The 24320-nt window shown below is 72.8% G+C and carries 33 protein-coding genes and 1 pseudogene; 18 read left to right on the top strand and 16 right to left on the bottom strand.

What is annotated here, in order from left to right:
• Positions 1 to 32 precede the first annotated feature (32 nt).
• Positions 33 to 530 carry a GNAT family N-acetyltransferase gene (locus ACFVVU_RS17455; protein WP_387790721.1) on the top strand — a complete coding sequence of 166 codons (498 nt, stop codon included), beginning with the start codon at positions 33 to 35 and terminating at the stop codon, positions 528 to 530.
• 75 nt (positions 531 to 605) lie between these two features.
• On the opposite strand, the gene ACFVVU_RS17450 is transcribed toward ACFVVU_RS17455, so the two are convergent.
• The 3 genes from ACFVVU_RS17450 to ACFVVU_RS17440 form a co-directional block, all read right to left on the bottom strand.
• Entirely contained in the window at positions 606 to 1229 is a 624-nt protein-coding gene (locus tag ACFVVU_RS17450) for a hypothetical protein (RefSeq protein ID WP_387790720.1), read from the bottom strand.
• 299 nt (positions 1230 to 1528) lie between these two features.
• Positions 1529 to 2017 (bottom strand): hypothetical protein, encoded by a 489-nt coding sequence (locus ACFVVU_RS17445; protein ID WP_355373348.1) that lies wholly within the window; start codon positions 2015 to 2017, stop codon positions 1529 to 1531.
• Positions 2018 to 2169: 152 nt separating this feature from the next.
• On the bottom strand, positions 2170 to 2796 hold the full coding sequence (locus ACFVVU_RS17440) for an NAD(P)H-dependent oxidoreductase (protein ID WP_387790718.1): 627 nt from the start codon (positions 2794 to 2796) through the stop codon (positions 2170 to 2172).
• Positions 2797 to 2860: 64 nt separating this feature from the next.
• Here ACFVVU_RS17440 and ACFVVU_RS17435 point away from each other — a divergent pair, with 64 nt between their 5' ends.
• The gene (locus ACFVVU_RS17435; RefSeq protein WP_387790717.1) at positions 2861 to 3514 is read left to right on the top strand and encodes a class I SAM-dependent DNA methyltransferase; all 654 of its coding nucleotides are present in this window, start codon (positions 2861 to 2863) and stop codon (positions 3512 to 3514) included.
• 4 nt (positions 3515 to 3518) lie between these two features.
• On the opposite strand, the gene ACFVVU_RS17430 is transcribed toward ACFVVU_RS17435, so the two are convergent.
• Positions 3519 to 5777, bottom strand: a complete 2259-nt coding sequence (locus tag ACFVVU_RS17430) for a tetratricopeptide repeat protein (protein ID WP_387790715.1) — start codon at positions 5775 to 5777, stop codon at positions 3519 to 3521.
• A 124-nt stretch (positions 5778 to 5901) separates the two neighbouring features.
• Here ACFVVU_RS17430 and ACFVVU_RS17425 point away from each other — a divergent pair, with 124 nt between their 5' ends.
• The gene (locus tag ACFVVU_RS17425; protein ID WP_380687994.1) at positions 5902 to 6396 is read left to right on the top strand and encodes a peptidylprolyl isomerase; all 495 of its coding nucleotides are present in this window, start codon (positions 5902 to 5904) and stop codon (positions 6394 to 6396) included.
• 123 nt (positions 6397 to 6519) lie between these two features.
• Here ACFVVU_RS17425 and ACFVVU_RS17420 read toward each other — a convergent pair.
• Both ACFVVU_RS17420 and ACFVVU_RS17415 read right to left on the bottom strand, forming a co-directional pair.
• Positions 6520 to 6612: pseudogene (locus tag ACFVVU_RS17420) on the bottom strand (TetR family transcriptional regulator); the annotation flags it as partial.
• A gap of 260 nt (positions 6613 to 6872) precedes the next feature.
• On the bottom strand, positions 6873 to 7535 hold the full coding sequence (locus tag ACFVVU_RS17415) for a MerR family transcriptional regulator (protein WP_387790714.1): 663 nt from the start codon (positions 7533 to 7535) through the stop codon (positions 6873 to 6875).
• Between the two features lie 101 nt (positions 7536 to 7636).
• On the opposite strand from ACFVVU_RS17415, the gene ACFVVU_RS17410 reads away from it, so the two are divergent.
• Positions 7637 to 8131 (top strand): DUF4188 domain-containing protein, encoded by a 495-nt coding sequence (locus ACFVVU_RS17410; RefSeq protein WP_387790712.1) that lies wholly within the window; start codon positions 7637 to 7639, stop codon positions 8129 to 8131.
• A gap of 329 nt (positions 8132 to 8460) precedes the next feature.
• Here ACFVVU_RS17410 and ACFVVU_RS17405 read toward each other — a convergent pair whose 3' ends face one another.
• From ACFVVU_RS17405 to ACFVVU_RS17395, 3 genes are all read right to left on the bottom strand, one after another.
• Positions 8461 to 8985, bottom strand: a complete 525-nt coding sequence (locus ACFVVU_RS17405) for a peptidylprolyl isomerase (protein ID WP_387790710.1) — start codon at positions 8983 to 8985, stop codon at positions 8461 to 8463.
• 207 nt (positions 8986 to 9192) lie between these two features.
• Positions 9193 to 9390, bottom strand: coding sequence for a DUF397 domain-containing protein (locus ACFVVU_RS17400; protein WP_387790709.1), 198 nt, complete (start codon positions 9388 to 9390; stop codon positions 9193 to 9195).
• The gene (locus tag ACFVVU_RS17395; RefSeq protein ID WP_387790707.1) at positions 9383 to 10246 is read right to left on the bottom strand and encodes a helix-turn-helix domain-containing protein; all 864 of its coding nucleotides are present in this window, start codon (positions 10244 to 10246) and stop codon (positions 9383 to 9385) included. The genes ACFVVU_RS17400 and ACFVVU_RS17395 overlap by 8 nt, the downstream gene beginning before the upstream one ends.
• Positions 10247 to 10539: 293 nt before the next feature.
• Here ACFVVU_RS17395 and ACFVVU_RS17390 point away from each other — a divergent pair, with 293 nt between their 5' ends.
• The 7 genes from ACFVVU_RS17390 (at position 10540) to ACFVVU_RS17360 (ending at position 13261) form a co-directional block, all read left to right on the top strand.
• A complete protein-coding gene (locus tag ACFVVU_RS17390) occupies positions 10540 to 10908 on the top strand; it encodes an ATP-binding protein (RefSeq protein WP_387790705.1) in 369 nt (122 codons plus the stop codon).
• Positions 10905 to 11141, top strand: a complete 237-nt coding sequence (locus ACFVVU_RS17385) for a hypothetical protein (protein ID WP_355373317.1) — start codon at positions 10905 to 10907, stop codon at positions 11139 to 11141. Before ACFVVU_RS17390 ends, ACFVVU_RS17385 begins: the two co-directional genes overlap by 4 nt.
• Positions 11138 to 11260: a hypothetical protein gene (locus ACFVVU_RS17380; protein ID WP_387790703.1), complete on the top strand. Its 123-nt coding sequence runs from the start codon at positions 11138 to 11140 to the stop codon at positions 11258 to 11260. Before ACFVVU_RS17385 ends, ACFVVU_RS17380 begins: the two co-directional genes overlap by 4 nt.
• Positions 11261 to 11310: 50 nt before the next feature.
• Complete coding sequence (locus ACFVVU_RS17375; protein WP_387790701.1) at positions 11311 to 11742, top strand: VOC family protein; 432 nt, start codon at positions 11311 to 11313, stop codon at positions 11740 to 11742.
• Positions 11743 to 11745: 3 nt separating this feature from the next.
• Positions 11746 to 12222 (top strand): GNAT family N-acetyltransferase, encoded by a 477-nt coding sequence (locus tag ACFVVU_RS17370; RefSeq protein ID WP_387790700.1) that lies wholly within the window; start codon positions 11746 to 11748, stop codon positions 12220 to 12222.
• A 144-nt stretch (positions 12223 to 12366) separates the two neighbouring features.
• A complete protein-coding gene (locus ACFVVU_RS17365) occupies positions 12367 to 12795 on the top strand; it encodes a ribonuclease domain-containing protein (protein WP_387790698.1) in 429 nt (142 codons plus the stop codon).
• Positions 12785 to 13261 carry a barstar family protein gene (locus tag ACFVVU_RS17360; protein ID WP_387790696.1) on the top strand — a complete coding sequence of 159 codons (477 nt, stop codon included), beginning with the start codon at positions 12785 to 12787 and terminating at the stop codon, positions 13259 to 13261. Before ACFVVU_RS17365 ends, ACFVVU_RS17360 begins: the two co-directional genes overlap by 11 nt.
• Before the next feature lie 405 nt (positions 13262 to 13666).
• Here the strand turns inward: ACFVVU_RS17360 and ACFVVU_RS17355 are convergent, their stop codons facing one another.
• Entirely contained in the window at positions 13667 to 14302 is a 636-nt protein-coding gene (locus ACFVVU_RS17355; protein WP_387790694.1) for a TetR/AcrR family transcriptional regulator, read from the bottom strand.
• A gap of 75 nt (positions 14303 to 14377) precedes the next feature.
• On the opposite strand from ACFVVU_RS17355, the gene ACFVVU_RS17350 reads away from it, so the two are divergent.
• Positions 14378 to 14767 carry a Dabb family protein gene (locus ACFVVU_RS17350; protein WP_387790692.1) on the top strand — a complete coding sequence of 130 codons (390 nt, stop codon included), beginning with the start codon at positions 14378 to 14380 and terminating at the stop codon, positions 14765 to 14767.
• 45 nt (positions 14768 to 14812) lie between these two features.
• Here ACFVVU_RS17350 and ACFVVU_RS17345 read toward each other — a convergent pair whose 3' ends face one another.
• Positions 14813 to 15463, bottom strand: coding sequence for a LuxR C-terminal-related transcriptional regulator (locus tag ACFVVU_RS17345; RefSeq protein ID WP_380682482.1), 651 nt, complete (start codon positions 15461 to 15463; stop codon positions 14813 to 14815).
• Entirely contained in the window at positions 15427 to 16776 is a 1350-nt protein-coding gene (locus tag ACFVVU_RS17340; protein ID WP_387790690.1) for a sensor histidine kinase, read from the bottom strand. Before ACFVVU_RS17340 ends, ACFVVU_RS17345 begins: the two co-directional genes overlap by 37 nt.
• A gap of 348 nt (positions 16777 to 17124) precedes the next feature.
• On the opposite strand from ACFVVU_RS17340, the gene ACFVVU_RS17335 reads away from it, so the two are divergent.
• Both ACFVVU_RS17335 and ACFVVU_RS17330 read left to right on the top strand, forming a co-directional pair.
• The gene (locus tag ACFVVU_RS17335; RefSeq protein WP_380682484.1) at positions 17125 to 17421 is read left to right on the top strand and encodes a hypothetical protein; all 297 of its coding nucleotides are present in this window, start codon (positions 17125 to 17127) and stop codon (positions 17419 to 17421) included.
• 100 nt (positions 17422 to 17521) lie between these two features.
• Positions 17522 to 18058, top strand: a complete 537-nt coding sequence (locus ACFVVU_RS17330) for a hypothetical protein (protein WP_387790689.1) — start codon at positions 17522 to 17524, stop codon at positions 18056 to 18058.
• 51 nt (positions 18059 to 18109) lie between these two features.
• Here the strand turns inward: ACFVVU_RS17330 and ACFVVU_RS17325 are convergent, their stop codons facing one another.
• Complete coding sequence (locus ACFVVU_RS17325; protein ID WP_387790687.1) at positions 18110 to 18643, bottom strand: NUDIX hydrolase; 534 nt, start codon at positions 18641 to 18643, stop codon at positions 18110 to 18112.
• A 274-nt stretch (positions 18644 to 18917) separates the two neighbouring features.
• On the opposite strand from ACFVVU_RS17325, the gene ACFVVU_RS17320 reads away from it, so the two are divergent.
• Positions 18918 to 19553 (top strand): hypothetical protein, encoded by a 636-nt coding sequence (locus tag ACFVVU_RS17320; protein WP_380682487.1) that lies wholly within the window; start codon positions 18918 to 18920, stop codon positions 19551 to 19553.
• 19 nt (positions 19554 to 19572) lie between these two features.
• Here ACFVVU_RS17320 and ACFVVU_RS17315 read toward each other — a convergent pair whose 3' ends face one another.
• On the bottom strand, positions 19573 to 20199 hold the full coding sequence (locus ACFVVU_RS17315; protein WP_387790685.1) for a TetR family transcriptional regulator: 627 nt from the start codon (positions 20197 to 20199) through the stop codon (positions 19573 to 19575).
• A 191-nt stretch (positions 20200 to 20390) separates the two neighbouring features.
• Between ACFVVU_RS17315 and ACFVVU_RS17310 the strand changes: the two genes are divergently transcribed.
• Both ACFVVU_RS17310 and ACFVVU_RS17305 read left to right on the top strand, forming a co-directional pair.
• The gene (locus ACFVVU_RS17310) at positions 20391 to 21629 is read left to right on the top strand and encodes an MFS transporter (RefSeq protein ID WP_387790874.1); all 1239 of its coding nucleotides are present in this window, start codon (positions 20391 to 20393) and stop codon (positions 21627 to 21629) included.
• On the top strand, positions 21626 to 22069 hold the full coding sequence (locus ACFVVU_RS17305; RefSeq protein ID WP_387790684.1) for a nuclear transport factor 2 family protein: 444 nt from the start codon (positions 21626 to 21628) through the stop codon (positions 22067 to 22069). Before ACFVVU_RS17310 ends, ACFVVU_RS17305 begins: the two co-directional genes overlap by 4 nt.
• Here ACFVVU_RS17305 and ACFVVU_RS17300 read toward each other — a convergent pair.
• Both ACFVVU_RS17300 and ACFVVU_RS17295 read right to left on the bottom strand, forming a co-directional pair.
• A complete protein-coding gene (locus ACFVVU_RS17300) occupies positions 22066 to 22527 on the bottom strand; it encodes a hypothetical protein (protein ID WP_380682490.1) in 462 nt (153 codons plus the stop codon). The two genes, ACFVVU_RS17305 and ACFVVU_RS17300, sit on opposite strands and share 4 nt — an antisense overlap.
• Positions 22528 to 22574: 47 nt before the next feature.
• Positions 22575 to 23951: an LCP family protein gene (locus ACFVVU_RS17295; protein ID WP_380682491.1), complete on the bottom strand. Its 1377-nt coding sequence runs from the start codon at positions 23949 to 23951 to the stop codon at positions 22575 to 22577.
• 228 nt (positions 23952 to 24179) lie between these two features.
• Here ACFVVU_RS17295 and ACFVVU_RS17290 point away from each other — a divergent pair, with 228 nt between their 5' ends.
• Positions 24180 to 24266: a putative leader peptide gene (locus tag ACFVVU_RS17290; RefSeq protein WP_350554585.1), complete on the top strand. Its 87-nt coding sequence runs from the start codon at positions 24180 to 24182 to the stop codon at positions 24264 to 24266.
• Positions 24267 to 24320: the final 54 nt, after the last annotated feature.

Genomic DNA, 24320 nt, shown 5'->3' with positions numbered 1-24320 from the left:
CGGCCGGGCGGGCGCTCACTAGTCTGACCGCCATGTCCACACCCACGCCGACGGAATCGGCGCCGGAGCCCGCTCTGCGGCTCGAACCGGTCACCCCGAGGAACATCGACGCCGCCCTGGAGCTGAAGGTCCGCCCCGACCAGGAGCACCTGGTCGCCCCGGTGGCCACCTCGCTCGCCGAGGCGTACGCCTACGGGGAGACCGCCTGGCCGAGGCTGGTCTACGACGGCGAGCGGCTGGTCGGCTTCCTGATGGCCTTCTTCGACGTCGTCTTCCGGCCCGGCGATCAGCCGCGCTCCGGCCTCTGGCGCCTCAACATCGCCGCCGACACCCAGGGCCGGGGCTACGGCCGCTTCGCCGTCGAGCAGGTCGCCGCCGAGATCCGCCGCCGCGGCGGCACCCGGGTCTGCGTCACCTACGTGCCCGGGGAGGGCGGTCCGGCGGGGTTCTACGCCCGCCTCGGCTTCCGGCCGACGGGCGGGTTCAGCGGGGACCAGGAGGTCGCGGAGCTGGAGCTGCCGCCGGGCTGAACGGGAGGGCGGGCGACCCGGCCGCTGCCGGGTCGCCCGCCCGTTCCGCGGGCCGTGCTCGGCCTCAGCGGGCCGTCAGTGGACCAGGAGGAACTTGGTGGTCGGCACGCTCGGGCCGTTGGCGCAGTCCAGGTTCTGGGTGGTGGCGCTGTAGGTCCAGCCGCGGGGGACGTCGCACGCCCACATGCCGTTCACCGGCGTGCGCAGGTGGAAGGTGGTGGACGGGACGCTGCTGCCGTACAGCAGGCTGCAGGAGGTGCTGCGACCGGTGAAGTCATAGGTGAAGGCCGGGGTGCCCACGCACGCGGTGAGACCGTCGTACGGGGTGCGCAGGTGGTAGGCGTTGGAGATCACGCCGGACTGCTGGCTGCACGAGTAGCCCCAGGAGATGGAGTCGTAGACGAAGGCCGGGTTGCTGACGCACGCGGTCAGCCCGTCGACGGGGGTGCGCAGGTGGAACTGCGGCGAGTTCCAGCTGCCGCCGCCGCTACAGCTGCGGTTCATGGACACCTGGTCGTAGACGTAGCCGGCCGGGACGTCACAGGCCCACACGCCGTCCAGGCCGGTGACAGTCGTCGTGGTGGTCGTGGCGGCGGAGGCGGGCGCGGTGGCGGCGGCGCCGGAGAGCAGCAGCGCCAGCGCGGCGAAGGCCGCGAGCAGGGCGTTCCGGAGGGTACGGGCGGTTCGTGCGACGGACATGGTTCTCCTTCGGTGGAGGAGGTGCCGATGGGTGCACGGTGCTGGCGGCGGCGGACGCGGGTGAGCGTTCACTGCCGCCGACGGTTCTAGCACGTACGGCGGACCGTAAGCCCGGTGCTCCGCCCCCGACGATCATTCCGCCGGCCGCCGTCTACGCGCCCACGTGCGGTTCCTCCGGTTCATGTCAGCCGATCGGCGTCGCCGCCCGCTGCCGCGCCCGGCGCAGCCGGTACGGGCGGTGCGGACGGGCGACCCGGCTGCCGCCGGGCCGCCCGTCCGTGGCTACGGGGCGAGCCCGGTCAGTGGGCCAGGAGGAACCTGGTGCCCGGCACACCCTGGACGGCGGCGCAGTCCAGGCCCGAACCGGTCGCGCTGTAGGTCCAGCCGGACGGGACGCTGCACGCCCACATGCCGACGGCCGGAATCCGCAGGTGGAAGGTGCTGGCGAGGGTGCCCGACGACTGGCTGCACGTGGTGCTGTGGCCGATGGAGTCGTAGGTGAAGCCCGGCGCGCTGGTACAGGCGGTGAGGCCGTCGACGGGGGTGCGCAGGTGGAACTGCGGAGTGTTCCAGCTGCCGCCGCCGCTGCAGGCGCGGTTCATGGACACCCCGTCGTAGACGTAGCCGGCCGGGACGGAACAGGCGTAGGTGCCGTCCAGGCCGGTGGTCGTCGTGGTGGTGGCGGAGGCGGGCGCGGTGGCGGCGGCGCCGGAGAGCAGCAGGGTCACCGCGGCCGAGGCCGCGAGCAGGCCGGAACGTGCGGTGCGGAAGGTACGTGCGACGGACATGGTTCTCCTTCGGTCGAGGAGTTGCCGGTGGATGCACGGTGCAGGGGGGCGGTGGTCGCGGGTGAGCGGTCACAGCCGTCGACGGTTCTAGCACGCACGACGGGCCGTCAGCCCGATGCTCCGCTCCGGACGATCATTCCGCCGCCCGCCGTCTACGCGCCCGCGCGTACTTCCTCCGGTCCGCGTCGGCCGATCAGCGCCGCCACCTCCTGCCGCGCCTGGCGCAGCCACTGCGCACGCTCGCCGGCCGAGGAATCGGTCACCGTGCGGAACACCCGCCTGCGAACGTCCGTCACACCGACGTAGGGCAGCACGCACGCCGCCCAGATCCGCTCCAGCGGATCCCCGAACTCCTCGTGCTCCCGGGCCTCCGGGGTGTCCGAGGTGTTCAGCACCAGCGCCCGCCCGGCCCGCAGCATCCCGACGGGCTCCCCGTCCGCCGACCCCAGCTTGTACGCGACGCCCGGCACCATCACCCGCTGCACCCACCCGGCGAGCACGGCGGGCGGCATGCCCCACCAGTTGGGGTGGACGAGAACGAGCGCGTCCAGCGTCGCCACCTCGGCCCGGTGCAGCGCGAGCTGCCCGTCCTCGGCGGACGCGCTCGTGGCCACCGTCTCCGTCTCCTCTGCGCCGAGCAGCGGCGAGAACCCCTCGGCGTACAGATCGTGCGCGACGACCTCGGCGCCCTGCTCCCGCAGCTCGTCCACCACGGCCTCGAACAGCGCGTGGTTGAAGCTCCCCGGCTTCGGATGCGCCAGATAGACCCCGACTCGCATCTTCACAGTGTCCCCTCCCGCCCCTCCCGACCGGCCGATCCTAACCCCGGTAGGGTCGACCGCCGTGACCACCACGGAGCCCGAATTCCTCGCCGCCGCCCGGACGTTCTACGACGCCGTCGCCGCCGACTACGCCGACCGCTACGGCGGCGCACTGGCCACCGCGACCTGGGACCGGGCGGTGCTCGCCGCCTTCGCCGAGCTGGTGACGACGGCCGGCGGCGGCCGCGTCGCCGAACTCGGCTGCGGCCCGGGCCGGATCACCGGCCACCTGGCCGCCCTCGGCCTGGAGGTCACCGGCCTCGACCTCTCCCCGCGGATGGTGGAACTGGCCCGGGCGGCGCACCCGGAGATCCCCTTCCGGGTCGGTTCGCTGCTGGACCTGCCGTATGCCGACGGCGAGCTGTCCGGCATCGTGGCCTGGTACTCGATCATCCACACCCCGGCCGGGCAGCTGCCGAGGGTCTTCGCCGAGTTCCACCGCGTCCTGGCCCCGGGAGCCCCGCTGGTCCTCGCTTTCCAGGTCGGCGACGACGCCCTGCGTATCGAGGACCCCTTCGGTCACCCGGTCACCCTCGACTTCCGCCGCCAGCAGCCCGGCGCTATTGAGCGGTTGGCCACCGAGGCGGGCCTGAAGGTCACCACCCGCCTCATCCGCGAAGCGGAGGAGGGCGAGCGGACCCCGCAGGCCTACCTTCTCGCCCACAAGGCGGAGTAGCGGCCTACTTCGTCCGCCCCAGCTCCGCCAGGATCACCCGAAGGTCACCGGCCTCGGCGTGACCGAACTCCTCAAGGAGGGCGACTGCCCGGCTGACCGCGGCTACGGCCTCCTCCCTGCGGCCCAGGGCTTGCAGGACAACACCGAGATTCCCCAAAGCGCTGCCCTCTTCGAATCGGTTGCCCATGGCGTGATGGATGGAGACCGCCTTGGCGCACGCTTCCACGGCTTCCTCATGCCGTCCTGTGTGGGCCAGAGTGGTGCCGAGGTTGACGAGGACCACGGCTTCGCCGAACCGGTTGCCGAGTTCTAGGTGGCGGGCGTGAGCGCGTAGGAGCAAGGGCACGGCTTCGTCGAATCGTTCGGCGGCATGGAGGGAGTGGCTGACACCGACGAGCGCGACGGCTTCCAGGTAGGGGTTGGGGATGGACTCGCAGAGGGCCAAGGCCTGGCGGTGGGTGGCCATCGCGTGATCGTGGCGCCCCATGGTCGCCTGGACGGTGGCAAGGCCGATCATGGTCTGCGCTTCACGGTGCCGATCGCCGTGTTCGCGATGGATGGCGAGTGCCCGGGTATTGATGTCGATCGCCTCCTCGAATCGCTGTGCCCGTGCCAGAGTGATGCCGAGTGCGAGGAGGGCCTGGGCTTCGGACAGCGGGTCATTGAGGCTGCGGAAGACTTCGACGGACTTCAGGTCGGACTCGATCGCGGCGTCGAGCATCTCCATCTCCCGCAGGACGGCGCTGCGCAGACTGAACGCGGCGGCGGTCGAGTGACTGTCGTCGGCCGTTGTGGCGGCCTCAAGGGTTCGACCGGCCACGTGAAGCGCGTCATCGTGGTGGTGCCGGCTGTACAGCAGGTAGACGCCGAGGACGAAGCCCACGTCGAGGATGGATCGGGTGTCGGTCTCGGGGAGCCCGATACCGGTCGTGAGGTTGGCGCGTTCGGCGTCGAGCCAGGCGAGGGCGGTGGTCTGGTCGGTGAACAGGCTGTTGAGGTGCTTACCGTTGATCTGTCCGGGGAGGTGGAAGGAAGCAGCGCGCGCGGTGTCCACGTAGTGCTTCCACAGCCGGCTCCATGCCGACGCCCGGTCCCCTTCCGCGAGCCGCGCCGCGTACAGCCGCACCAGGTCGTGCGCCCGCCACCGCCCCGACCCCACCGGCTGTTCCGCCAGCAGGTTCGCCCGGGCCAAGGCCGCCAGGTGCCGCCGTGCCGCTGCCTTCCCCAGTTCGGCCAGCACGGCGACCGCCTCCGTCGACACGTCCGGCCCCGGGTTCACCGTCGTGAGCCGCAGGACCCGGGCCGTTTCCTCCGGCAGTCGCCGGTACGAGAGCTCGAACGCCCCCGCCACCGCGAGCGACATCCCGCCGCCGTCCCCGTGCCGCAGGGCGTCCAGCCGGTTCCCCCTGTCCGCCAGCTCCTCCGCCAGATCGGCGAGCGGCAGCCCCGGGTCGTCCACCAGCAGCGCCGCCGCGATCTGCAGCGCCAGCGGCAGGTACCCGCAGTGCTCCGCGATCGCCGCCAGCGCCTCCGGCTCCGCCGCCGCCCGCCCGTCCTCCGGCCGGGCCCGCCGCAGCGCCGTCGCGACCAGTTCCCCGGCCTCCGCCGCCCCCAGCACCCCGAGCGGCAGCAGCCGGGCCGGGAAGCCGGGGGAGTGCAGGCTGTCCCGCGAGGTGACCAGCAGCCGGTGGCAGGAGTCCGCCGGTACCAGCGGAGCGACCTGCTTCACCGCCGAGGCGTCGTCGGCGAGCACCAGCACCGCACCGTCCCCGCTCGCCCGCCGGGCCAGCTCGGAGCGGTACAGCCCGGCTTGCTCCTCCGCCGTCGGCGGCACGTCGTGGTCGCGGACGCCGAGCGCCCGCAGCAGCGCGCCGACCGCCTGCTCGCCGCTCACCGCCACCCCGGGCCGGTAGCCGCGCAGCGGCACGTACAGCACCCCGCCCGGGAACCAGCCGCGTCGCACGGCCTCGTGCGCCGCGTACAGTGCGAGCGCCGTCTTCCCGACACCCGCCAGCCCCGCCACGGCGGACACCAGTACCGGCCCGCCGTCCCCTGCCGAGGGCGCGAGCAGCGCCAGGAGCACCTCCGACACCTCGCCGCGCCCCACCAGGTCCACCGGGGGCGCGGGCAGCGACGCGAGCGCCGTCGGCGCCGGTCCACCACCGACCGCCCCGAGGGCGACGTGCATGGTTCCGGCCTGGAACACCTTGCCGACGTCGCTGCCGCTGACCTCGTTGCGGACCCTGCCCTCCCCGCTTTCCACGCCGCCATCCTGGCCCACGCACCGTCCCGAGGGGGGCCGATTCCGTTGATCACCGGTCGGCGGAGCGTGACCGGACGCCGGGGGGTGCCGCGCGTCGGGACGTCCGGCATGCCATGATCCCTGCATGGGTTCCAACGTTTTCTTCGACATCACCATCAACGACGAGCCGGCCGGCCGCATCGTCTTCACGCTCTTCGACGACATCGTCCCGAAGACCGCGCGCAACTTCCGTGAGCTGGCCACCGGCCAGAACGGTTTCGGCTACGAGGGCTCGTCCTTCCACCGCATCATCCCGGCGTTCATGCTGCAGGGTGGCGACTTCACCCGCGGCAACGGCACCGGCGGCAAGAGCATCTACGGCGAGAAGTTCGCGGACGAGAACTTCCAGGTGAAGCACACCAAGCCGGGCCAGCTCTCGATGGCTAACGCGGGCAAGAACACCAACGGCTCGCAGTTCTTCATCACCACCATCGTGACCGACTGGCTGGACGGCAAGCACGTCGTCTTCGGCGAGGTCGTCGACGGCATGGACCTGGTGACGAAGATCGAGAGCCTCGGCTCGCAGAGCGGCGCCCCGAAGGCCAAGGTCACCATCGCCAAGTCCGGCATCGTGGAGTAAGGGCTCGCCCCTTCAAGCCCGCACTCGGACGCGGCCCGCACACCAAGGCGGGCCGCGTCCGCGCGTTTGCGGAGCACGCCGGAGCAGGAAGTCGGCGGGTCCGACTTCCTGCGCTCCGCCGCGGCGCAGGGCAGCGGCGACCAGCCCTTCGAGCGCCTCGCGCGGCACCTCGCCGCCGCTCACCAACCGGTCGAAGACCAGCCCGTCGATGCAGGTCGCGGCGATGCGGCTCACACCCTCCCGGGTCGCGATCCGGGCGATCCTCCGGCACCACGCCTGGGTGCCGCCGCGGCTCGCGGTCGTCGGCTGAGAGCCCTCCCAGCGGCGGCCGGGCAGTGCCAGGAGCTGTTCAAGGTGCGGATTCGGCCTGGCCCGATGGTGGGCCGGTGTCTCTGGCAGTCCGGGATCGTGGCGCGTTCTGACGTGACGGATGCCGAGTGGGCCTTGGCCGAGCAGCGGGTGACGGCCGGCGCCGCCTACGCGGTCGACGGGCCGGTGGCGCGGGTTCCGTGGCGCAGGGTGCTCTCCCGCGAATGGGCGAGCCGGCGCAGGCTCAGCAGGATGGGCTCGTAGAGCACGGTGAGGGCCACGGCTGCCTCGATCTGCTCCGACGGGCTCTCGTACTCCTGGACCATGTCCAGGTCGTGCGCTGCCAGCCGGGTGGCCTGTTGGGCGTACGGCACCAGGTGGTCGAGGTCGTGCGGGTAACCGAGTGCGGCCAGCGCGGCCAGCGCGGTGACGAGCGCGCGGTAGGGCCCCGATGAGGCGTCCTCGCAGTTCGTCCAGCCCAGCGAGTCGAGCAGGAGGTCGGCCTCGCGGCGCGCGGCGGCGGTGGCCCGGTCGTCCTGGTCGGGCTGGGCCGGGCCGGGGGGCAGTGCGCCGACGGCCATACCGAGGCGGTCGTTCTGGTCGAGGCTCTCGTCGTCGATGGCGGTCAGGACCTCGCGGGCCGTGGCGATCGGCATCCGGCCGATCTGGATCAGCGCCCGCACCAGCCGCAGTCGACGCAGGTGCTCCTCGCCGTACTCGGCCTGCTTGGCGCTCACCAGCACGCCGGGCGGCAGGAGTTGCTCCCTCAGGTAGTACTTGATCGTCGCGGTCGGGAGCCCGCTGCGTTCACTCAGTTCCGCGAGTCGCATCCACTTGCACCCTTCGTAAAGATAGTGCAAGTATCCTACAAGGATAGTTCAGCTACCCATCAAGCGCGGCCGAACGCGGCGCGCCGAGGAGGCACTTCGTCATGGCAGCAACGCTGATCCGGGGCCGGACCACCGCCGATCATGAGGGTTCAGTGGTGGTGTTCCACATCGGGATGCGAATCAACCGGTTCCGCGCGCTGCGCAGTTGGTGGCCGGCCTCGGCCGCGATGCCGCGCATGCTCAAGGAACTCGCCGAGGATCCGCACAGCGGACTGCTCGGCTACCGGATGCGGCTGGGCCTGCCCCGGGTGGTCGAGTTGGTCCAGTACTGGGAGTCGCCGGAGAAGCTGCTCGCCTACGCCGCCGATCAGGGCCAGGAGCACCGGCCGGCCTGGGCGGCCTTCAACCGCCTGGCTCGCGAAGGTGCGGGGAACGTCGGCATCTGGCACGAGACCTTCGTGGTGCCGGCCGGCTCCCACGAGGCGATATACATCGACATGCCGCCGTACGGCCTGGCCGAGGCGACGGGCGCGGTCCCGGTAGCGCGGCGCGGCGAAACGGCCCGTGAGCGAATGGGGCGTCCGGCGGCGCCGTGAAGCGGTCCCGCACCCGCCGTGGCAACGGCCCGGTGGCAGCCGCCGGGCCATGCGGCATCCGTCACGTCAGAACGCGCGCCACGACCCCGAGCCCCACCGGGGACGCCGGCCCACCATCGGGCCGGGCCGAGATCCGAACCTTGAAGCCGCCCCCGCCGCCGCGACGAACAGGGCCTGCACGGCCGTGCGGGTGGGCAGCGGGGTGAGCGGCTTGCCGGCGAGCGTGAGGTTGCCGCGGGCAGCGGGGGATCCGTACGGGGCAGGGTGGTGTTCGGGGGTGGGGCGGAGTAGGAAGTCGGCGGGGCCGACTTCCTACTCCGGGTGGGGCCTCAGCGGATTTCGATGGTGATCGACTCGATGACGACGGGTTCGAGCGGGCGGTCGCCGGGGCCGGTCGGGGTGGCGGCGATGGAATCGACGACCTTCTGGCTGTCGGGGTCGGTGACCTCGCCGAAGATGGTGTGCTTGCGGTTGAGGTGCGGGGTGGCGCGGGTGGTGATGAAGAACTGGGAGCCGTTGGTGTTCGGGCCCGCGTTGGCCATGGCGAGGAGGTAGGGCTTGGTGAAGAAGAGCTCGGGGTGGAACTCGTCGGGGAAGGCGTAGCCGGGGCCGCCGGTGCCGTCACCGAGGGGGTCGCCGCCCTGGACCATGAAGTTGGGGATGACGCGGTGGAAGGTCGTCCCGTTGTAGAGCGGGGCGGTGGTGGGGGAGTTGGTCGAGGGATCGGTCCACTCCCGGGAGCCTTCCGCCAGTTCGACGAAGTTGCGCACGGTGCGAGGGGTGTGGAACTGGAAGAGCTTGGCGGTGATGGAGCCGTGGTTGGTCTTGATGATGGCGTAGTGCTGCGAGCCCATGGGGTGGGGAGGACCTTTCGATCGAGCGGCCGGACCCGCCCGATCCTGTCACGAGGGCCCATATTCACCCGTTCGTGAGCGCCGAACCGGGCCCCTCGACTCGCCGTTCCGGTACCCTTGAGTGCAATTCGCCTAAAGATGTAGTGATGAATCCCGTGCGGCTCCTCGCCGGTCGGGCGAGGAGCCACACGGGGGTTCAGGTCAGGCCTAGTGTTCGGCGTGGTGGTCGAACTCGCCGCTCTTGACGCCCTGGAGGAACTCAACGAACTTGCGAGGCGCGGTGCGGATGACGATCTCTCCGCTGTCGGACTCACGTAGTTCGATCAGGCTGTTCGCAGTGCGTACTTCGACGCACTCGTTTGACGCGCCGCTGTAGCTGGACTTCTGCCATGCAGACTTACTCATACTTGCCCTTCAGCTCACTTGCGATTTTCCGGATGAAGTCTCGTGAGGCATCCTCGGAAAGAGCCGTGGAGTCCAGCCCGGCGAATGTCGCACGCTGGTTCGCCAGATCCGCCTGTGAGTGGAAGAAGAGGACGCCCTGTGCGCTGTCCATCTGCAGGGTGTCCAGCTCCGGAACCTGCCCTTCGGCGTACATGATGTTCTCGCCGGCGCCCGGGAAGGTATCCATGTCGAAAGGCACCACCCGCACGGACATGCTGGGCTGTTCGGAAGCTTCAATCAGGGCTGCGAGTTGGTCGGCGAGTACCCTCGGGCCTCCGAACTGCATCCGCAGTGCGGCCTCGTGGATGAATGAGACATACGGTGTCCGGCGGCCCCGGACCACGCGCTGACGTTGCACGCGGAACGCGGTCCTGACATCGATGTCGTGGCGCGGCAGCGGCGGGGAAATGCGAGAGAAGACCGCCGAAGCGTAGGTCCCGGTCTGCTGCAGCCCCGGGATGTAGGTGGTCGCCCACGTATAGAGCTTGTGGGCATGGGCCTCCATCTCTGCGATCTCCAGGAAGTCTGTCGGTAGGACTCCCTGATATTCCTCCCACCAGCCCTTGCCGCGCTCGATGGCCATCTCGACGAGTGCGTCGACGAGGGACTGGTTGGTGCACTTGCAGACTGCGGCGAACGAGCGCACGCGCTCGGCGCTCACGCCGATCCTCGCGCTTTCCATCTGCGTCACTACCGACGGGCTCGCGCCGAGGAGTCTCCCCAGCTCGGTGCCGCCGAGGCCGGCCTGCTCGCGCATCTTGCGTAGCTCTGCGCCGAGCCGTCGCTGGCGAAGAGTCGGGTTGCTGCGACCGGGCATGGTGTCCTTTCGGCGTCGAGTGTGGCCAGTGTGCCGCGCGGGCCACTGGAGGGTCCAACCGGAAGCGAAGCTCCGGACGCCCGCCCCTCTCAAGGGGGAACTTTGGGCTTCGGCACTAAATTTTTAGTGGCCGTGCGCTATGGTCGTCTCACGATCGACCAGACGAGTCGTCAGAAATGCCTATTTCTCCGGCAGTAGGTACCTGCTGCCCGGGCGCCGAAGAGCAACCGCACCGGCCTGGCTCACGGCGACACCTCCCCAACTCCCTCACCACCACCCCACGGAGGTCTCCTATGTGTGCCCTCAACCCGCCCGACTGGTCCGCCGCCCGCGACGAGCTGCGCTCCGCCCTCCTCACCTCCCACTGGCAGCCGGACGCCATCGCCGACGCCGAGCTCGCCCTCCACGAGCTCTACGTCAACGCCTGGCGGCACGCCGGCTGCCAGGCCCCCCGCGTCATCGTCGTCCTCCGCCCCCGCACCCTCCGCGTCTCCGTGTGCGACGACAGCCCCACCCTCCCCGAACCCCCCACCACCCCCGCCGACCCCTACTCCCTCTCCGGGCGCGGACTCCACCTCGTCCGCGCCCTCACCCACCGCTTCGGCGCCACCCCCACCAAGACCGGCAAGGTCACCTGGTTCGAGCTGGACGCCGCCGCGTGAACGCCCCCCTCACCCCCGGCGACCCGACCCTGCGCACCTACACCGACCTCGAAGTCACCTACCTCCTCCGTGAACTCCACGAGCGCGGCAAGCCGTTCGGCATCCAGTGGGGCTCCGCCGCCGTCAACGGCACCACCATCGACGGCCGCCTCCTCGTCGACTTCGGCGACACCTCCGTCGCCACCCTCCTCAACCTCCTCACCCTCCTCCGCGAGGGGATCAGGACCCCGTGAACTTCCTCATCGGCGCGGCCTTCGCCGCCCTCCTCGCCCTCGCCCTCACCACCGTGATCACCGGCGTCATCACCGCCCTCAAGGTCCACCACCACACCGACGACGACCAGCCCGACTGACCCCCGTAAATCCGATCGAACAGGCGAGTTCCGCTTGCTACGCTCGCCGGATGCCATCGGTCAAGAAGTTCCAGGTCACCTTCGACTGCGCGGAACCCACGCGCCTGGCCCGCTTCTGGTGCGAGGTGCTGGGATACGTCGCCTCACCCCCGGACGGGTTCGCCGACTGGGACGACTTCGACCGCTCGGAGTCGCCCGACAAGGAGCCCCAGTACTTCGCCTGCACCGACCCCACCGGAGAGGGCCCGCGCGTGCTCTTCCAGCGCGTTCCCGAGGGCAAGGTCGTCAAGAACCGGCTGCACCTCGACGTCCGCGCCGGCACCGGACTCGTGGGGGAGGAGCGGCTGGCCACCCTCAAGGCCGAACGCGACCGGCTGGTGGCGCTCGGCGCGGTCTGCCTGTACGTCATGGAGGCCGACGGCGAGAACGAGTCTTGCATCGTGATGCAGGACATCGCGGGCAACGAGTTCTGTCTCGACTGATCCATGGACGTCACCCTGCGCGAAGTGCGGGACGGCGACCTGCCCGCCCTCTTCGCCCAGACGAGCGACCCCGAGGGGATCCGCCTGGCGGCGTTCACCGCCGAGGACCCCTCGGACCGCGCGTGGTTCGACGCGCACTGGGAGCGGCTCCGCCGCGATCCGGCCGTCCTCGTGCGCACCGTCGTCGGCGTGCACGGGGAAGTCCTCGGTCACGTCGGCGTCTTCGGTCCGCCCGAGGAACGCGAGGTCACGTACTGGATCGGGCGCGAGTACTGGGGCCGTGGGGCGGCGACCGCCGCGCTGCGCGAACTGCTCGCCGCCCTGCTGGAGCGTCCGTTGCACGCCCGCGTGGCCGCCGACAACGGCGGCTCCGTCCGCGTCCTGGAGAAGTGCGGATTCGTGGTGACCCGCCGTGAGCGCGGCTTCGCGAACGCTCGCGGCGAGGAGATCGACGAGGTCGTCCTCACTCTCCCCGGCTGACGTCTCTCCGGCTGGCGACCGCCCGCCTGCCACCCCACCCGGACGGGTGAGTGGGTGCGCCTGACGCGGCGCGCCCGCCCGTCCGGTCAACCCCCGCGCGGTACCCCTTCGATGCAGCCGCCCCTCGCACCGAAACGGGTACTCATGACCCTCCGCCGTCCGGCCCGGGCCGCCCTGGTCCTCGCGCTCGCCTGCTCCGTCCTTCCCGCCGCCCCCGCCTGGTCGGTCCCCGCCACTCGGGCGATCATCCAACCCCCGCTCCCCGTCGAGGACTTCCCGCCCCAGGTCGCGCGGGCCTGCGGCACCTGGCGCACCCTCGGCTGGCCCGGCAACCCCCAGCCGGTCGACTTCCGCCTCCCCGGCCCGCAGTACGTCCGCGGCAGCAACCCGTACGGCAACCGCAGCGGCGACCTCCCGTCCGGCGGCACCTACCGCGAGTACGACGTCAACCCCCGCCCGACGCCCACCACCCGCCGTGACGCCGAGCGCCTGGTCCGCGACGCCACCACCGGCGATGCCTGGTACACCGCCGACCACTACGCCGACTTCCGCGAGATCTCCGATGGCTGCTGACACGCCCGACGCGGCCGATACGCCCGACGCGCCCCTCGGCCCGGCCCGGTGGGACCTCCTGCCCGGCCGGCCCTGGGCCGGGTTCGCCACCGGCACCCACCGGCTCCGCCTCGTCCGCGGCGACCACTGCCGCACCAGGGCCGCCCTGTTCACCGAGTGGGCCGAATCCCTGGCCTTCCCCAGCTACTTCGGCCGCAACTGGGACGCCTTCGAGGAGTGCCTGCACGACATCCTCCACCCGCCCGGCGCCGGGACCACCACCCACCTCCTCGTCCTGGTCACGGCCGCCGACGCCCTCCTCGCCGACGAGCCGCCCACCCAACTCTCCACCCTCCTGGCCATCCTGGACGCGGCGGCGGCCACCACCCTCACCGCAGCCTCGCCCCTCCGCGTCCTCTTCACCACCACCCCACCCCACGTCGCCCCCGCCGAACACCGCCTCCGCACCGCCGCCCGCGCCATCTGACCGCGCTGTCCGACAGCGCCGTCAGACCGTGCCGTCCGACCAGGGCGACCCCCTCACCGGCCCGGCCGAACACCCGGAACGGCCGCCACGCCCCCGGTGGGGCCGCGACGGGGTCCAGCAGCAGTGAGCCCTGCCGGAAGCGTTCGCCGTCACGGAGGAAGGCGGTGACCTCGCGGGCCTCACCCGCGTGCAGAGCCCTCACGTCCGCCTCGGCGCGCCCTGCGCCGGCTCCCGTGAACTGCTCGGCGAGGCGCCCCGGATGGCGGAGCAGGTCGGTGAAGGTCTGCGTTCCGGCCGCCCGTCGTACCCGTCCCATGTCCACCCCCGGCATCGCGCGACACGGTGCCGCGTTTGCCGCCCAGGGTAGTGACGTGGACGAACGGGGCGGCTCTCCGGTCGGCGCCGCTACCCCCGCACCTCCCCGTAGGCGCGGAGGAACACCTCCACCGCGGCCTCCGCGACGGCGTCCGGATCGGCGTCGGGCCGGTACTCCAGCGGGCCGGTGAGCAGGGCGAGGAAGTGCTCGGCGGCGGTCTCCGGGTCGCACGCGCGCAGGCGCCCGGCGAGGACCAGGCGGGCCAGGCGGTCGGCGAGGGCGGAGCGCAGTCGCAGGGCCGTCCGCTCCCGGGCGCTCGCCGGCAGGTCCGGGAACCGTGCGGCCTCGGCGCCCGCCAGTCGGTGGACAGCGCGCGCGTCCTCGTCGTGGCAGACCCGCAGCAGACCGCGGCCCACGGCCCGCAGCCCCTCGCGCGGGTCGGCGTCCGCCGCGACCTCGCGCAGTCCGTCCATGGCGGCGAGGCCCCGCGCGCCGACCCGGTCGGCGGCCGACTCGACGGCCTCGCGGTACAGGCTCTCCTTGTCGGAGAGGTGGTTGTAGACCGTCGGCTTGGCGACGCCCGCCTCCTGGGCGACCTCCTGGACGCAGGTCTGCGCGTAACCGCGCCGCGCGAACACCGCGAACGCACCGTCCACGATCGCCTGCCGCCGCTCGTCGCGCCCACGGGCTGTGCGCCCGTTGCCGGTTGACACTTCTGAACCCATGGGTTCAGTCTAGGGCTGAACCAGAAAGAACAGATTTCTGAACCAACCAGTTCAAGTTGAAGGGGTGGGACCGGCGTGATCGTTCACATGCTGCGCTTCGCGTTCAAGGAGACGGCGACCGACGAGGAGCGGGAGCACGTGCTCGTCCAGATGCGGCGCACCGCCTCCGTCGAGTCCGTCGTCTTCTCGACCGTCGGCCAGAACCTCGGTGACCCCGACGGCTTCACACACGCCTACTGCGTGGGCATCCCCGACCTGCCGGCCCTGCGGCGCTACATGCACGACCCGGTCCACCTGGCCGGCGACCCGGAGATCCTGCCCCACCTCGCCAGGATCGCCATCGGGCCGGACCTGTCCGACGACATGACGCCCGCTCTGGCCGGGCGGATCCTCGCCCTGCACGAGGAGAAGGTCGCCCTGTACCCGGAGTGGGCCGCCGAACTCGCGCCGCTCCTCGCGGCGTAGCGCGCCCCGCCGCCCCGGGCGTAGGGCCCCTCCGAAAGGGAGGTCCTAGGAGGCGACCTCCAGGAAGGCCAGCACCGCCAGCACCCGGCGGTGGTCCTCCTCCGAGGGCGGCAGGTCGAGCTTGAGGAAGATATTGGTGGTGTGCTTCTTCACCGCCCGCTCGGTGATCACCATGCGCTCGGCGATCGCGCCGTTGGAGCGCCCCTCCGCCATCAGCTGCAGCACCTCGCGCTCCCGGGGCGTCAGCCGGTCCAGCGGCTTCCTGTGCCCGGTGCTGCCGACCAGCGCGGCGATCACCTGCGGGTCGAGCGCGGTGCCGCCCGCCGCCACCCGCTGGACCGTCTCCACGAACTGGTCGGGGTCGAACACCCGGTCCTTCAGCAGGTAGCCGATCGCGCCGTGCCCGTCGGCGAGAAGCTCCTTGGCGTAGAGCTGCTCGACGTACTGGGAGAGCACCAGCACCGGCAGTCCGGGCAGGTGCCGTCGCGCCTCCAGTGCGGCCCGCAGGCCCTCGTCGGTGAACGTCGGGGGCAGCCGTACGTCGACCACCGCCACGTCGGGGCGCTCCGTGAGCAGGGCCCGCAGGAGGTCCGGTCCGGTGTCCACCGCGGCCACGACCTCGAAGTCGTAGGCCTGCAGCATCCGGACCAGGCCGTCCCTCAGGAGGAAGAGGTCCTCGGCGAGGACAACGCGCACGGCAGCTCCATGGTCAGGGTGGTGGGGCCGCCGTGCGGGCTGCGGACGGCCAGGAGTCCGTCGAAGGTAGCAAGCCGGCGCTCCAGGCCGCGCAGTCCGGTGCCGCGCGAGGGGTCGGCGCCGCCCGTCCCGTCGTCGGTGACCTGGGCCTTCAGCAGGCCGTCCGCGTACCAGAGTTGGACGTCCACGCGGGCCGCGCCGGAGTGCTTGGCGGCGTTGGCCAGGGCTTCCGAGACGCCGAAGTAGACGGCGGACTCGACCGGCGCCTCGGGGCGGCCCGGCAGGTCGGCGGAGACCGTCACGTCCAGCGGGCTGTTCATGCCCAACGCCCGTACCGCGTCGACGAGTCCGCGGTCCGCCAGGACCGGCGGGTGGATGCCGCGAACCAGGTCGCGCAGCTCGTCGAGGGCGGTTGCGGAGGCCTGGCGGGTCTCGGCCAGCAGCTGCTTGGCGGCCTGCGGGTCGCGTTCGACCAGCCGCTCGGCGACGCCCAGGTTCATGCCCATGGCCACCAGCCGGGCCTGCGCGCCGTCGTGCAGGTCCCGTTCGATCCGGCGCAGTTCGGCGGCCTGGGCGTTCAGCGCGTCGCGCCGGGTCTCGGTGAGGTGGGCGACCTTGCGGCGGGCGGCCAGTGCCTCGGCGTGGGCGGTCGGGCCGAGCAGCGCCTTGGCGATCGCGGTGTGGGCGCGCAGCGCGGCGGGGGCGAGCGCCAGGCCGGCCGGGACGACGGGAAGCCCGAGCAGGGCGGCGGTCCGGGCGCTGTCGGCGTCCGTGATGTGCACCCACAGGAACGTGTTGTCGCCGCCGTGGGCCGCCAGGGTTTCCCAGATCCAGGGCGACAGCACGCCGAGCACGCCGTAGCCGATGACGGTCAGCGGGAGCAGCAGCAGGGTGAAGCCGACGGCCGGGTCCACGAGCAGCCAGCTCAGGTCCCGCCAGGTGGCCGGGTCGGTCAGGACCGTCCGGGAGCGCGCCCAGAGGCCGCGGAAGCCCGGTTCGGCCTCCGGCTGCGGCAGGTAGGGCTCGCGGATCTCGGTGCCGGACCAGCGGGCGGCCAGGGTGCGCCGCAGTCCGGCCAGCCGGCGGACCGCCAGGGCGAGCGGCGGCACCAGCAGGATGCCCACGCCGAGGCCCATCAGGCCGCCGGCGAAGGAGGCCGCGATGAGCAGGGCCATCTGCGGCACCACGAAGGCGGCCAGCGCCGCACTGTGCACCGTGGCCCGTAAGGCGTTGAGCAGCGGGCGGAGCAGCCGCAGCGGTCCCCGCCCGGTGTCCCGCTTCCCGTTCCCCGTAACGGTGTTGTCGTCGCTCACGACCGTTCCCCCCTCGTACCGGCCTCGCGGCCGGCTTCTTCGTGTGCTGCCCTTGCGCACCCAAGACTGCCGCAGGGCCGCTCCCCGATCACTGGACCTCGGGACACTCTTTCCGGGACCTGGGTACACCAAGGGCCCCGCACCGTCGCGGTGCAAGGCGTGACGGATCCCGGCGCCCGGGTGTGACGGCCGGCGCCGCACAGGAAGTCGGCCCGTCCGACTTCCCGTTCCAGGTCCGTGTCGCCGCGCCCGTCGTTCCGTCGCCGCGCGTCATCGCCTCACTACCTTGAACCGCACCGGCGGGGCCGCAACGGGGCGGTCCCGCTCCGGCCGAAGGGGAGTGGACGCATGAAGCGACGCACCGTCACCGTTCTCGGGGCCTGGTTGGCGGCGGCCGCCCTGGCCGTCGCGGTCCCGAACACCGCGTACGCGGCCCACGGGGTGCTGATCATCGACGGTTCCGCGCACCAGGACCCGAGCGGGTGCCTCCAGCTGGGCGACTTCGTCCGCCCGACGGTGACCAACCTGACCGACTCGGGCGTCCAGGTCTGGACGGGTTCGGGCTGCACGGGGCAGATCGAGCACGTGCTCGCCCCCGGCGAGACCTACGCGCCGATCGCCGGCCGGAGCGTCTACATCCGCTGATGCCCGCCGCCGCGCAGGAAGTCGGCCCGTCCGACTTCCTGCGCCGGCCCGTTCGACAACTTCAGTTACCAAAACCTTGATTGTTAACTATGGTTGTCGCATGTCGACTCCCGAGATCACCCCCGACGAGCAGACCGCCCTCGCCACCGCCCTGCTGGACGCCCTCAACCCGCTCGCCTCGGCCCTCCGCGCCCGGGCGACGGGACAGCCCGAGCACCGCATGTGGGACGGCGACCCGGCCGACGTGGCGCTCACCGTGCTCGCCGGCTGGAAGCTGGTCGACGCCGAGGTCAAGCGGCTGACGGCGGTCGCCGCCGGCACCGCCGGCTCGCACGGCGCGAGCTACGAGCAACTGGGCGCCGCCTGGGGCATCACCCGTCAGGGCGCCCGCAAGAAGTGGCCCGACGCCGTCCCCCGCCCGTCGTCCGCCGGCGCGGCCCCCGTGCTCCTCGAACTCTTCGACGGCGAGGCCGAGCTGACCCAGGACCTGGCCACCGGCCACTGGACCTGGACCGCGCAGGCCGCCGACGGCTCCCGCGGCACCCCCGCCCCCGGCGCCGCCCCGTGCACCAGCCGCGAGGAGGCGGCCGCCTACGCCGGCGCGTACCTCCGCGAGTTCGCCGCACCCCGCGACTGAACGGGCGGGCCCTGGGCCCGGGGGCCGATGGCCGGAGGGCGCCGTCCGGCTCTACAGCAGGCCGAGGCGGTCCAGGCCCAGGTAGGCGGGGCCGACGTCGGAGAGCCGGCCGCGGCGCAGCACGGTGTCGCGGAACTCCGCGAGGTCCATCAGCACCACCTCGATGAACTCGTTGCGGTCGTGCGCGAGACGGGCGGTGGGGGTGCAGTCGGTGGCGACGCAGGCGTAGCGCACGCCGTTGGAGTAGGCGTCGTGCCAGGTGGCGGTGACGAGGGAGACCTCGCCCCGGTAGCCGGTCTCCTCGGCGAGTTCGCGGGCGGCGGCCGCCTCGGGTGACTCGCCCGCCTCCACCACGCCGCCCGGCAGTTCGTACAGCACGGTCTGCGGGCCGGGCCGGAACTGCGCGGTCAGCACGATGCGGTGGTCCGGCGTCAGGGCGACGACGGCCGCGGCCGCGTACTCGTTGGCGAGGTGGAAGACCTCCTCCCGGCCGTCGGGCATCTCGAAGGTCACCCGGTCGGCGCCGCGGCCGTAGGCGCTGTGGATCGGCTCCCGGCGGAGCTCCCGCCAGTGTGCGTCGCCCATCGGGGTGGGCTCCTTCCGTGGGGCGCGCGGCCGACGCGTACCGCCGCCCGGCACACCGTCGCGCGGGCGTGTTCCCGGCGCGCAGACGCGGCCAGGGGCGCGCGCGGCGGCATGTGCAGGCGCAGGATAGCCGCGCGCCCCCTGGTCTGCGGGGATTCGCCGGAATCACGCGCCGCGACCGACCGTGCACCGTATGCTGCGCGAGACGCGTCCGGCCCGCCGCGGGGGTGGCCGTGGGTCGTTCAACTCCGTTCCCTGGCAAGGTGGTTCACTCATGAGGCAGACCAGTCGACGTAAGGACGACGGTGAGGTGACCTTCGAGCAGGTGACCGTCCTCTCCTTCGAGCCGCAGGGGGACCTCCGGGTCGACAGGGACGGCCGCGTCCTGCTGCTGAGCGAGCCCGCCAGCCTGACCCGCATCCCGGTCCGGATCGTCCGCGAGGACATGACGATCAAGCGCGTGGCGGGCTACTGGGTCACCTGGGCGGAATGGTTCGGCCCGGACGACATCCGCAACCACGCGCGCTGGGTCCCCGACGAGGAGTACGTCCGGCCGGACGGCGGCGGCCTCGACGGGCGGCTGGAGGTCACCGTGTCGGCGTACTGGGCGGTGGAGATCGAGCCGCGCCGGGCACGGCTGCGGACCAGCGAGGCCGTGGTGACCTTCCCGCCGGGGGCGGGGCTGCGCGAACTCGTCCTGGAGCGCCCCCTGCCGCAGCACCCGGCCACCCTCGTCGTCCATCTGACCCGCGCCTGCTGGTCGGACGGGCGCGGCGGCCAGGTGATCCACCACGGTTTCGCGGGCGAGCGGGAGGGTGTCGTGGGCGAGGGCGACGGCTGGCCGGGCGAGCCCGTGCACCGCTACGCGGAGTGCGCCACCGGCCACCTCCCGGGCGTGGTCGCCCACTGAGCCCCGCGCGACGGTTGCCCTAGCCGTCCCGGCCCGTGAGGCGGCGGACGGCGTCGGCGACCGCGCCGCGCAGTCGCTCCGGGGAGGCGTCCTCGCCGAGGACCATCCGCCGCACCTGAGGCATCGCCAGACTCCAGCCGACCAGGCCCATGGTGAGGAACAGCAGGGTGCGCGCCTGCTCCTCGTCGCGGCCGGTGGCCGCGGCGGCGGCGCGGACCTTGTCGTCGTAGTGCCGGGTGCGCCGCTCCTCGCCGGGGACGGACTCCTCGCCCAGTTGCAGCGCCTCCCACATCAGCAGGCGCAGCGCCTGCGGGTGGGCGCGGTGGTAGTCGAACAGCCGCTCGGCGTACGCGCCCAGGTCGGCGGCCGGACCCCCCGCGGCAGCCGCGCCGTCTCCCGCGGCCGCCGCGTCCCCGCCCGCGGCCGGGGCGGGCGGCACCGCCTCGGCGAGGTCGGCCATCAACTGCTCCAGGACGGCCGCGAACAGCCCGTCCTTGTCGCCGAAGTAGTCGTAGATCGCCCGCTTGTTGGCCTGTGCGGCGGTGGCGATCCGGTCCACCCGCGCGCCGGCGACGCCGTACCGGGCGAACTCGTCGGTCGCCGCGCCGAGGATGCGCTGCTGGGTGGCCTTCGCGTCGTACGCCATGCCGTCATCGTAGCGGTGACTGAACCGGACGGTTCGCTTGACGTCGAGAGATCCTCGCTCCTAGCATCCTGTCGAACCGAGCGAACCAACTGGTTCGTTCGGATGCGTGCTCCGCTCCTCGACCCAGGACGGCAACCGTGAACCGCTCCGCCCCGCCGACACCGCCCCTGCGCCGCGGCACCCCGCTCGTCATGGCGCTCGCCTGCGGCGTCGCCGTCGCCAACGTGTACTTCCCGCAGGCCCTCACCCCGCTGATCGCCGACGGCCTCGACGTGCCGCCCGGCGCCGCCGCCACCATCGCCACCGCCGCCCAACTCGGCTACGCGGCCGGCATCTTCCTGCTCGTCCCGCTCGGCGACCGGCTGCCCCGCCGGCCCCTGCTGAGCGTGCTGCTCGCGGTGACCGCGGCGGGCCTGCTCGCCGCCGGACTCGCCCCGGCGCTCGGGCCGCTGGTCGCCGCGAGCGCGGTGGTCGGCGCGGCCACCGTGGTGCCGCAACTGCTGGTCCCGATGGCCGCCGGACTCGTCGACGGCGCGCGCCGCGGCGCCGTGATCGGCGTCCTGCAGGCGGGGCTGATCGCCGGGGTGCTGCTCGCCCGCACCTTCGGGGGGCTGCTCGGAGGCGCCCTCGGCTGGCGAGCCCCCTACCTGGTCGCGGCCGGGCTCGCCGTCCTGCTCGCCGTCGCCCTCCGGGCCGCCCTGCCGGGGGAGCCGCCCGCGCCCGCCCGCGAGCGCCCGGGCTACCGCCGGCTGCTCGCCGACACCGTCCGCCTGCTGCGCACCGAACCGGGACTGCGCCGCTCCGCGTTCTACCAGGCCTGCCTGTTCGGCGGCTTCAGCGCCGTGTGGACCAGCCTCGCGCTGCTCGTCACCGGTCCGCGCTACGGCTACGGCCCGCAGGCCGTCGGCGTGCTCGCGCTGCTGGGCGCCGCCTCCGTGTTCTGCGCCCCGGCCGCGGGGCGCCGGGCCGACCGGTACGGCGCGGACCGGGTGAACCTCTGCTGCCTGCTCGCCGCCCTCCTGGCGGCGGCCGTGCTCACGGCGGGCTCGGCGGGCGGTCCGGTGGGCGTGGCCGGGCTGGCGCTCGGGCTGCTGCTGCTCGACGCCGCCGTCCAGGCCAACCAGGTCGCCAATCAGGCGCGCCTGTTCGCCCTGCCGCCGGAGATCCACAGCCGGCTCAACACGGCGTACATGACCTGCTCCTTCCTCGGCGGCAGCGCGGGTTCCTGGCTCGGCGTCAGGGCGTACGGCGCCGCCGGCTGGCCGGGCGTCTGCGCGCTGACGGCGGCCGGTGCGGCCCTCGCCCTGGCGCGCGCCCTGCTCCCCGCCCGCCGGCCCTCCGTCCGGTCCGCCCCGTCCGCGAGTCCCGTCCCGTCCGCACCGTCCGCCCCGCCCGCGAGTCCCGCCCGTCCGAGAGGAAACCCGTCATGACCTTCCCCGCCATGCCCCCCGCCGTGCTCCGGTTCTTCCACGCCTCCCAGCAGGGCGACGCCGACGCCTGGGCGGACGCCTTCAGCGCCGACGGCGTGTTCCACGACCCGGTCGGCAGCGAGCCGATCGTCGGGCGGGAGGCGATCCGCGCGTTCATCGCCTCCGTCCTCCCCGGCTTCGACCCCTTCCTCGGCCTCACCCCGCGCGAGGCGCACACCGTCGGCCGCAGCGTCGCGGTGGCGTGGAGCGGCGCGGCGGTCGCCCAGGACGGCCGCCCGGTCAACTGGTCCGGCATCAACGTCTACGAACTCGACGACGAGGGTCTCATCCGCGAGGCCAGGGCCTACTTCAACAGCGCGGTCTTCCGCGCCCAGCTCACCGACACCCAGCTCACCGACACCCGGCCCGACGCCCGGCCCGACGCCCGGCCCGGCGCCTAGGCCGTCGCGGCCGCCGCCGGCCACCCCGCCCGCAGGCCCACCCGGCGGGCGGGGACGCCGGCCCAGATCTCGCCCGGCCCCGTCGAGCGGGTCAGCACGGCGTTGGCGCCCACGACGGTGCCCGCGCCGACCGTCAGCACACCCTCCTTGCACACCACCTTGGCGCCCGCGCACAGCACCGCGCCGTCCTCCACCACCACCCGCCGCATCGCGCTCTCCTCCTGCGGCACCCACGGGTCGGCCCGTCCGACGGTCACGCCGTTGTACAGCGTCACCCCGGCGCCGAGCGTGGTGTACGGGTGCAGCACGGTCCCGAAGCCCCGGTGGAACACGACGAGGCCCGGCCCGATCTCGGCCGCGGCCGGCACCTCCATCCCGTAGAACGCGAGCGCCTCCTGGACCAGGCGGCCCAGGAGGCGGTGGCGGCGGCGGTAGATCAGCGCGGTGACGAGTGGCATCCACCCATTGTGGCCGGACCGTCACGCCCGGTCGCGCGTGTCGGCGGCTACTTCACGTCCGGCACGGCGGTGTCGTTGCGGAAGGCGTCGAAGACCTGCTTGGCCTTCGCGGTGTCCCACTTCACCGCCGACTCCCCGGTGTTGGTCTTGAAGTCCGGGTTGGCGATCGGCACCGTGATGCTCCTGCCGCTGCCGCCGTTGACGTCCTTCATGGCGAGGAACAGCGAGCCCAGGTCGGTCAGCCCGGCGTCGTCGTCGACGATCAGCGTGCCGAGGCCGGAGGAGACCAGCGGGTAGAAGGTGAACGGGTTGAGCACGGTGGCCGGCGAGGCGGCCTGCTTGGCCAGCGCGCCGAGGAACTTCTGCTGGTTGCGCATCCGGCCGAGGTCCTGGTCGGCCATCTGGTGGCGCTGGCGGACGAAGGCGAGCGCCTGGGTGCCGTCGAGGCTCTGGCAGCCGGCCTTGAGGTCGAGGCCGGAGTCCTTGTCCTTGACGTCCTGCTCGATGCACATGTCCACGCCGCCGACCGAGTCGACGATGCCCACGAAGCCGGCGAAGCCGATCTCGGCGTAGTGGTCGATGCGGATGCCGGTGTTCGTCTCCACGGTCTGCGCGAGCAGCTTGCCGCCGCCCGCCGCGAAGGCCGAGTTGATCTTCGCGGTGGTCGACTTGACGGGCTTGCCGTTCTCGCCGGGGTGCTCGGGGATCGGCACCCAGGAGTCGCGCGGGATGCTCATCAGGGTGTTCCCGTTGTCCCCGATGTGCAGGATCATCATCGAGTCGCTGCGCTTGCCGCCCGCGTGGCCGGTGTGCAGGTCCTCCTCCTGGGAGTCGGAGAGGCCGTTGCGGCTGTCGGAGCCGACGATCAGCCAGTTGGTGCCCTTGCCCGCGGCCGGCCGGCCGGGGTAGTCGCCGAGCACGTCCTCGTGGTTGAGCTTGGAGTCCGCCCAGAACCAGGTGGAGACGGCGGTCAGCATCAGGGCGATCAGCACGCCGAAGACCGACCACTTGACGATCCGGCGCCGGGGCCAGCGCGAGGGGCGGGCGGCGGCGGGCGCCTGCGGCCCGCCGGGGGGTATCGGACCGCCGGGCGTCCCCGGACCGCCGGGACCGCCGGGGGCGCCCTGGCCCGGGACCCCCGGCCGCGCACCGGCCTGGCCCGGCTGCCCGGGCCGCCCCGGGCCGGGGCCGTGGCCCTGCGGGGGCCCGTACCCGGGCGCCTGCGGCTGCCGCGCCTGCTGGGGCGGCTGCGCCTGCGGCTGGGGCTGCCGGGGCGCCGGGGCGCCCGGCCCGCGCGGGTTCAGCGAGGCGGGCAGCGGCCGCTCGGCGCCGCCGCCCTGCCCGTACGCCGGGCCACCGCCACCGTTGCCGCCGCCGTACGGGTTCCCGCCGCCCCCCGGGCGGCCCTCCTGCCACGTGTTCATGTGGGAGAGGATGCCCGACGCCGGGACCGGTGACTCCCCCCGGGGCCCCCACCAGGGCCCTTGTAGCAGTTTTGATGCACGCACCGGATCGTTCCGCGGCAAGGTGCCGACGGGTGTGTTCCCGGCGCCCGCCGGACCAGGTCCCCCGCGCCCCCGTCTCACCATCCGTCTCACCTGGTGTTCGTCTGACGGGACGATCCTTGACCGCCCGGAACGGTGCGTGTTTGCATGACTGCCATGGATCAGCGATGGACCCTCACGCGTCGGCGGCACGTCGACCTTCTGCGTGTGTCCTGTTCGCTCTGTTGTGGCTGACGCTCGCCCGTCGAACCCCACCACCTTCCTCCTCCTTCCTTCCCGACGCTGCCC

Source organism: Kitasatospora sp. NPDC057965, from assembly GCF_042887135.1.
GTDB lineage: Bacteria > Actinomycetota > Actinomycetes > Streptomycetales > Streptomycetaceae > Kitasatospora.
Note: the sequence above shows the minus strand (reverse complement) of the source record. Positions and strands in the feature narration are given on the sequence as shown.

Bases quoted from the DNA above. Each gene is read 5' to 3' on its own strand.
- ACFVVU_RS17375 (WP_387790701.1), top strand. From the start codon at position 11,311: ATGCCATCGGTCAAGAAGTTCCAGGTCACCTTCGACTGCGCGGAACCC.
- ACFVVU_RS17390 (WP_387790705.1), top strand. From the start codon at position 10,540: ATGTGTGCCCTCAACCCGCCCGACTGGTCCGCCGCCCGCGACGAGCTG.
- ACFVVU_RS17370 (WP_387790700.1), top strand. From the start codon at position 11,746: ATGGACGTCACCCTGCGCGAAGTGCGGGACGGCGACCTGCCCGCCCTC.
- ACFVVU_RS17400 (WP_387790709.1), bottom strand. From the start codon at position 9,390: ATGAGTAAGTCTGCATGGCAGAAGTCCAGCTACAGCGGCGCGTCAAAC.
- ACFVVU_RS17310 (WP_387790874.1), top strand. From the start codon at position 20,391: ATGGCGCTCGCCTGCGGCGTCGCCGTCGCCAACGTGTACTTCCCGCAG.
- ACFVVU_RS17305 (WP_387790684.1), top strand. From the start codon at position 21,626: ATGACCTTCCCCGCCATGCCCCCCGCCGTGCTCCGGTTCTTCCACGCC.
- ACFVVU_RS17295 (WP_380682491.1), bottom strand. From the start codon at position 23,951: ATGAACACGTGGCAGGAGGGCCGCCCGGGGGGCGGCGGGAACCCGTAC.
- ACFVVU_RS17360 (WP_387790696.1), top strand. From the start codon at position 12,785: ATGGCTGCTGACACGCCCGACGCGGCCGATACGCCCGACGCGCCCCTC.
- ACFVVU_RS17320 (WP_380682487.1), top strand. From the start codon at position 18,918: ATGAGGCAGACCAGTCGACGTAAGGACGACGGTGAGGTGACCTTCGAG.
- ACFVVU_RS17325 (WP_387790687.1), bottom strand. From the start codon at position 18,643: ATGGGCGACGCACACTGGCGGGAGCTCCGCCGGGAGCCGATCCACAGC.
- ACFVVU_RS17455 (WP_387790721.1), top strand. From the start codon at position 33: ATGTCCACACCCACGCCGACGGAATCGGCGCCGGAGCCCGCTCTGCGG.
- ACFVVU_RS17405 (WP_387790710.1), bottom strand. From the start codon at position 8,985: ATGGGCTCGCAGCACTACGCCATCATCAAGACCAACCACGGCTCCATC.
- ACFVVU_RS17450 (WP_387790720.1), bottom strand. From the start codon at position 1,229: ATGTCCGTCGCACGAACCGCCCGTACCCTCCGGAACGCCCTGCTCGCG.
- ACFVVU_RS17365 (WP_387790698.1), top strand. From the start codon at position 12,367: ATGACCCTCCGCCGTCCGGCCCGGGCCGCCCTGGTCCTCGCGCTCGCC.
- ACFVVU_RS17300 (WP_380682490.1), bottom strand. From the start codon at position 22,527: ATGCCACTCGTCACCGCGCTGATCTACCGCCGCCGCCACCGCCTCCTG.
- ACFVVU_RS17425 (WP_380687994.1), top strand. From the start codon at position 5,902: ATGGGTTCCAACGTTTTCTTCGACATCACCATCAACGACGAGCCGGCC.
- ACFVVU_RS17410 (WP_387790712.1), top strand. From the start codon at position 7,637: ATGGCAGCAACGCTGATCCGGGGCCGGACCACCGCCGATCATGAGGGT.
- ACFVVU_RS17445 (WP_355373348.1), bottom strand. From the start codon at position 2,017: ATGTCCGTCGCACGTACCTTCCGCACCGCACGTTCCGGCCTGCTCGCG.
- ACFVVU_RS17330 (WP_387790689.1), top strand. From the start codon at position 17,522: ATGTCGACTCCCGAGATCACCCCCGACGAGCAGACCGCCCTCGCCACC.
- ACFVVU_RS17315 (WP_387790685.1), bottom strand. From the start codon at position 20,199: ATGGCGTACGACGCGAAGGCCACCCAGCAGCGCATCCTCGGCGCGGCG.
- ACFVVU_RS17415 (WP_387790714.1), bottom strand. From the start codon at position 7,535: ATGCGACTCGCGGAACTGAGTGAACGCAGCGGGCTCCCGACCGCGACG.
- ACFVVU_RS17440 (WP_387790718.1), bottom strand. From the start codon at position 2,796: ATGCGAGTCGGGGTCTATCTGGCGCATCCGAAGCCGGGGAGCTTCAAC.
- ACFVVU_RS17395 (WP_387790707.1), bottom strand. From the start codon at position 10,246: ATGCCCGGTCGCAGCAACCCGACTCTTCGCCAGCGACGGCTCGGCGCA.
- ACFVVU_RS17290 (WP_350554585.1), top strand. From the start codon at position 24,180: ATGACTGCCATGGATCAGCGATGGACCCTCACGCGTCGGCGGCACGTC.
- ACFVVU_RS17335 (WP_380682484.1), top strand. From the start codon at position 17,125: ATGAAGCGACGCACCGTCACCGTTCTCGGGGCCTGGTTGGCGGCGGCC.
- ACFVVU_RS17355 (WP_387790694.1), bottom strand. From the start codon at position 14,302: ATGGGTTCAGAAGTGTCAACCGGCAACGGGCGCACAGCCCGTGGGCGC.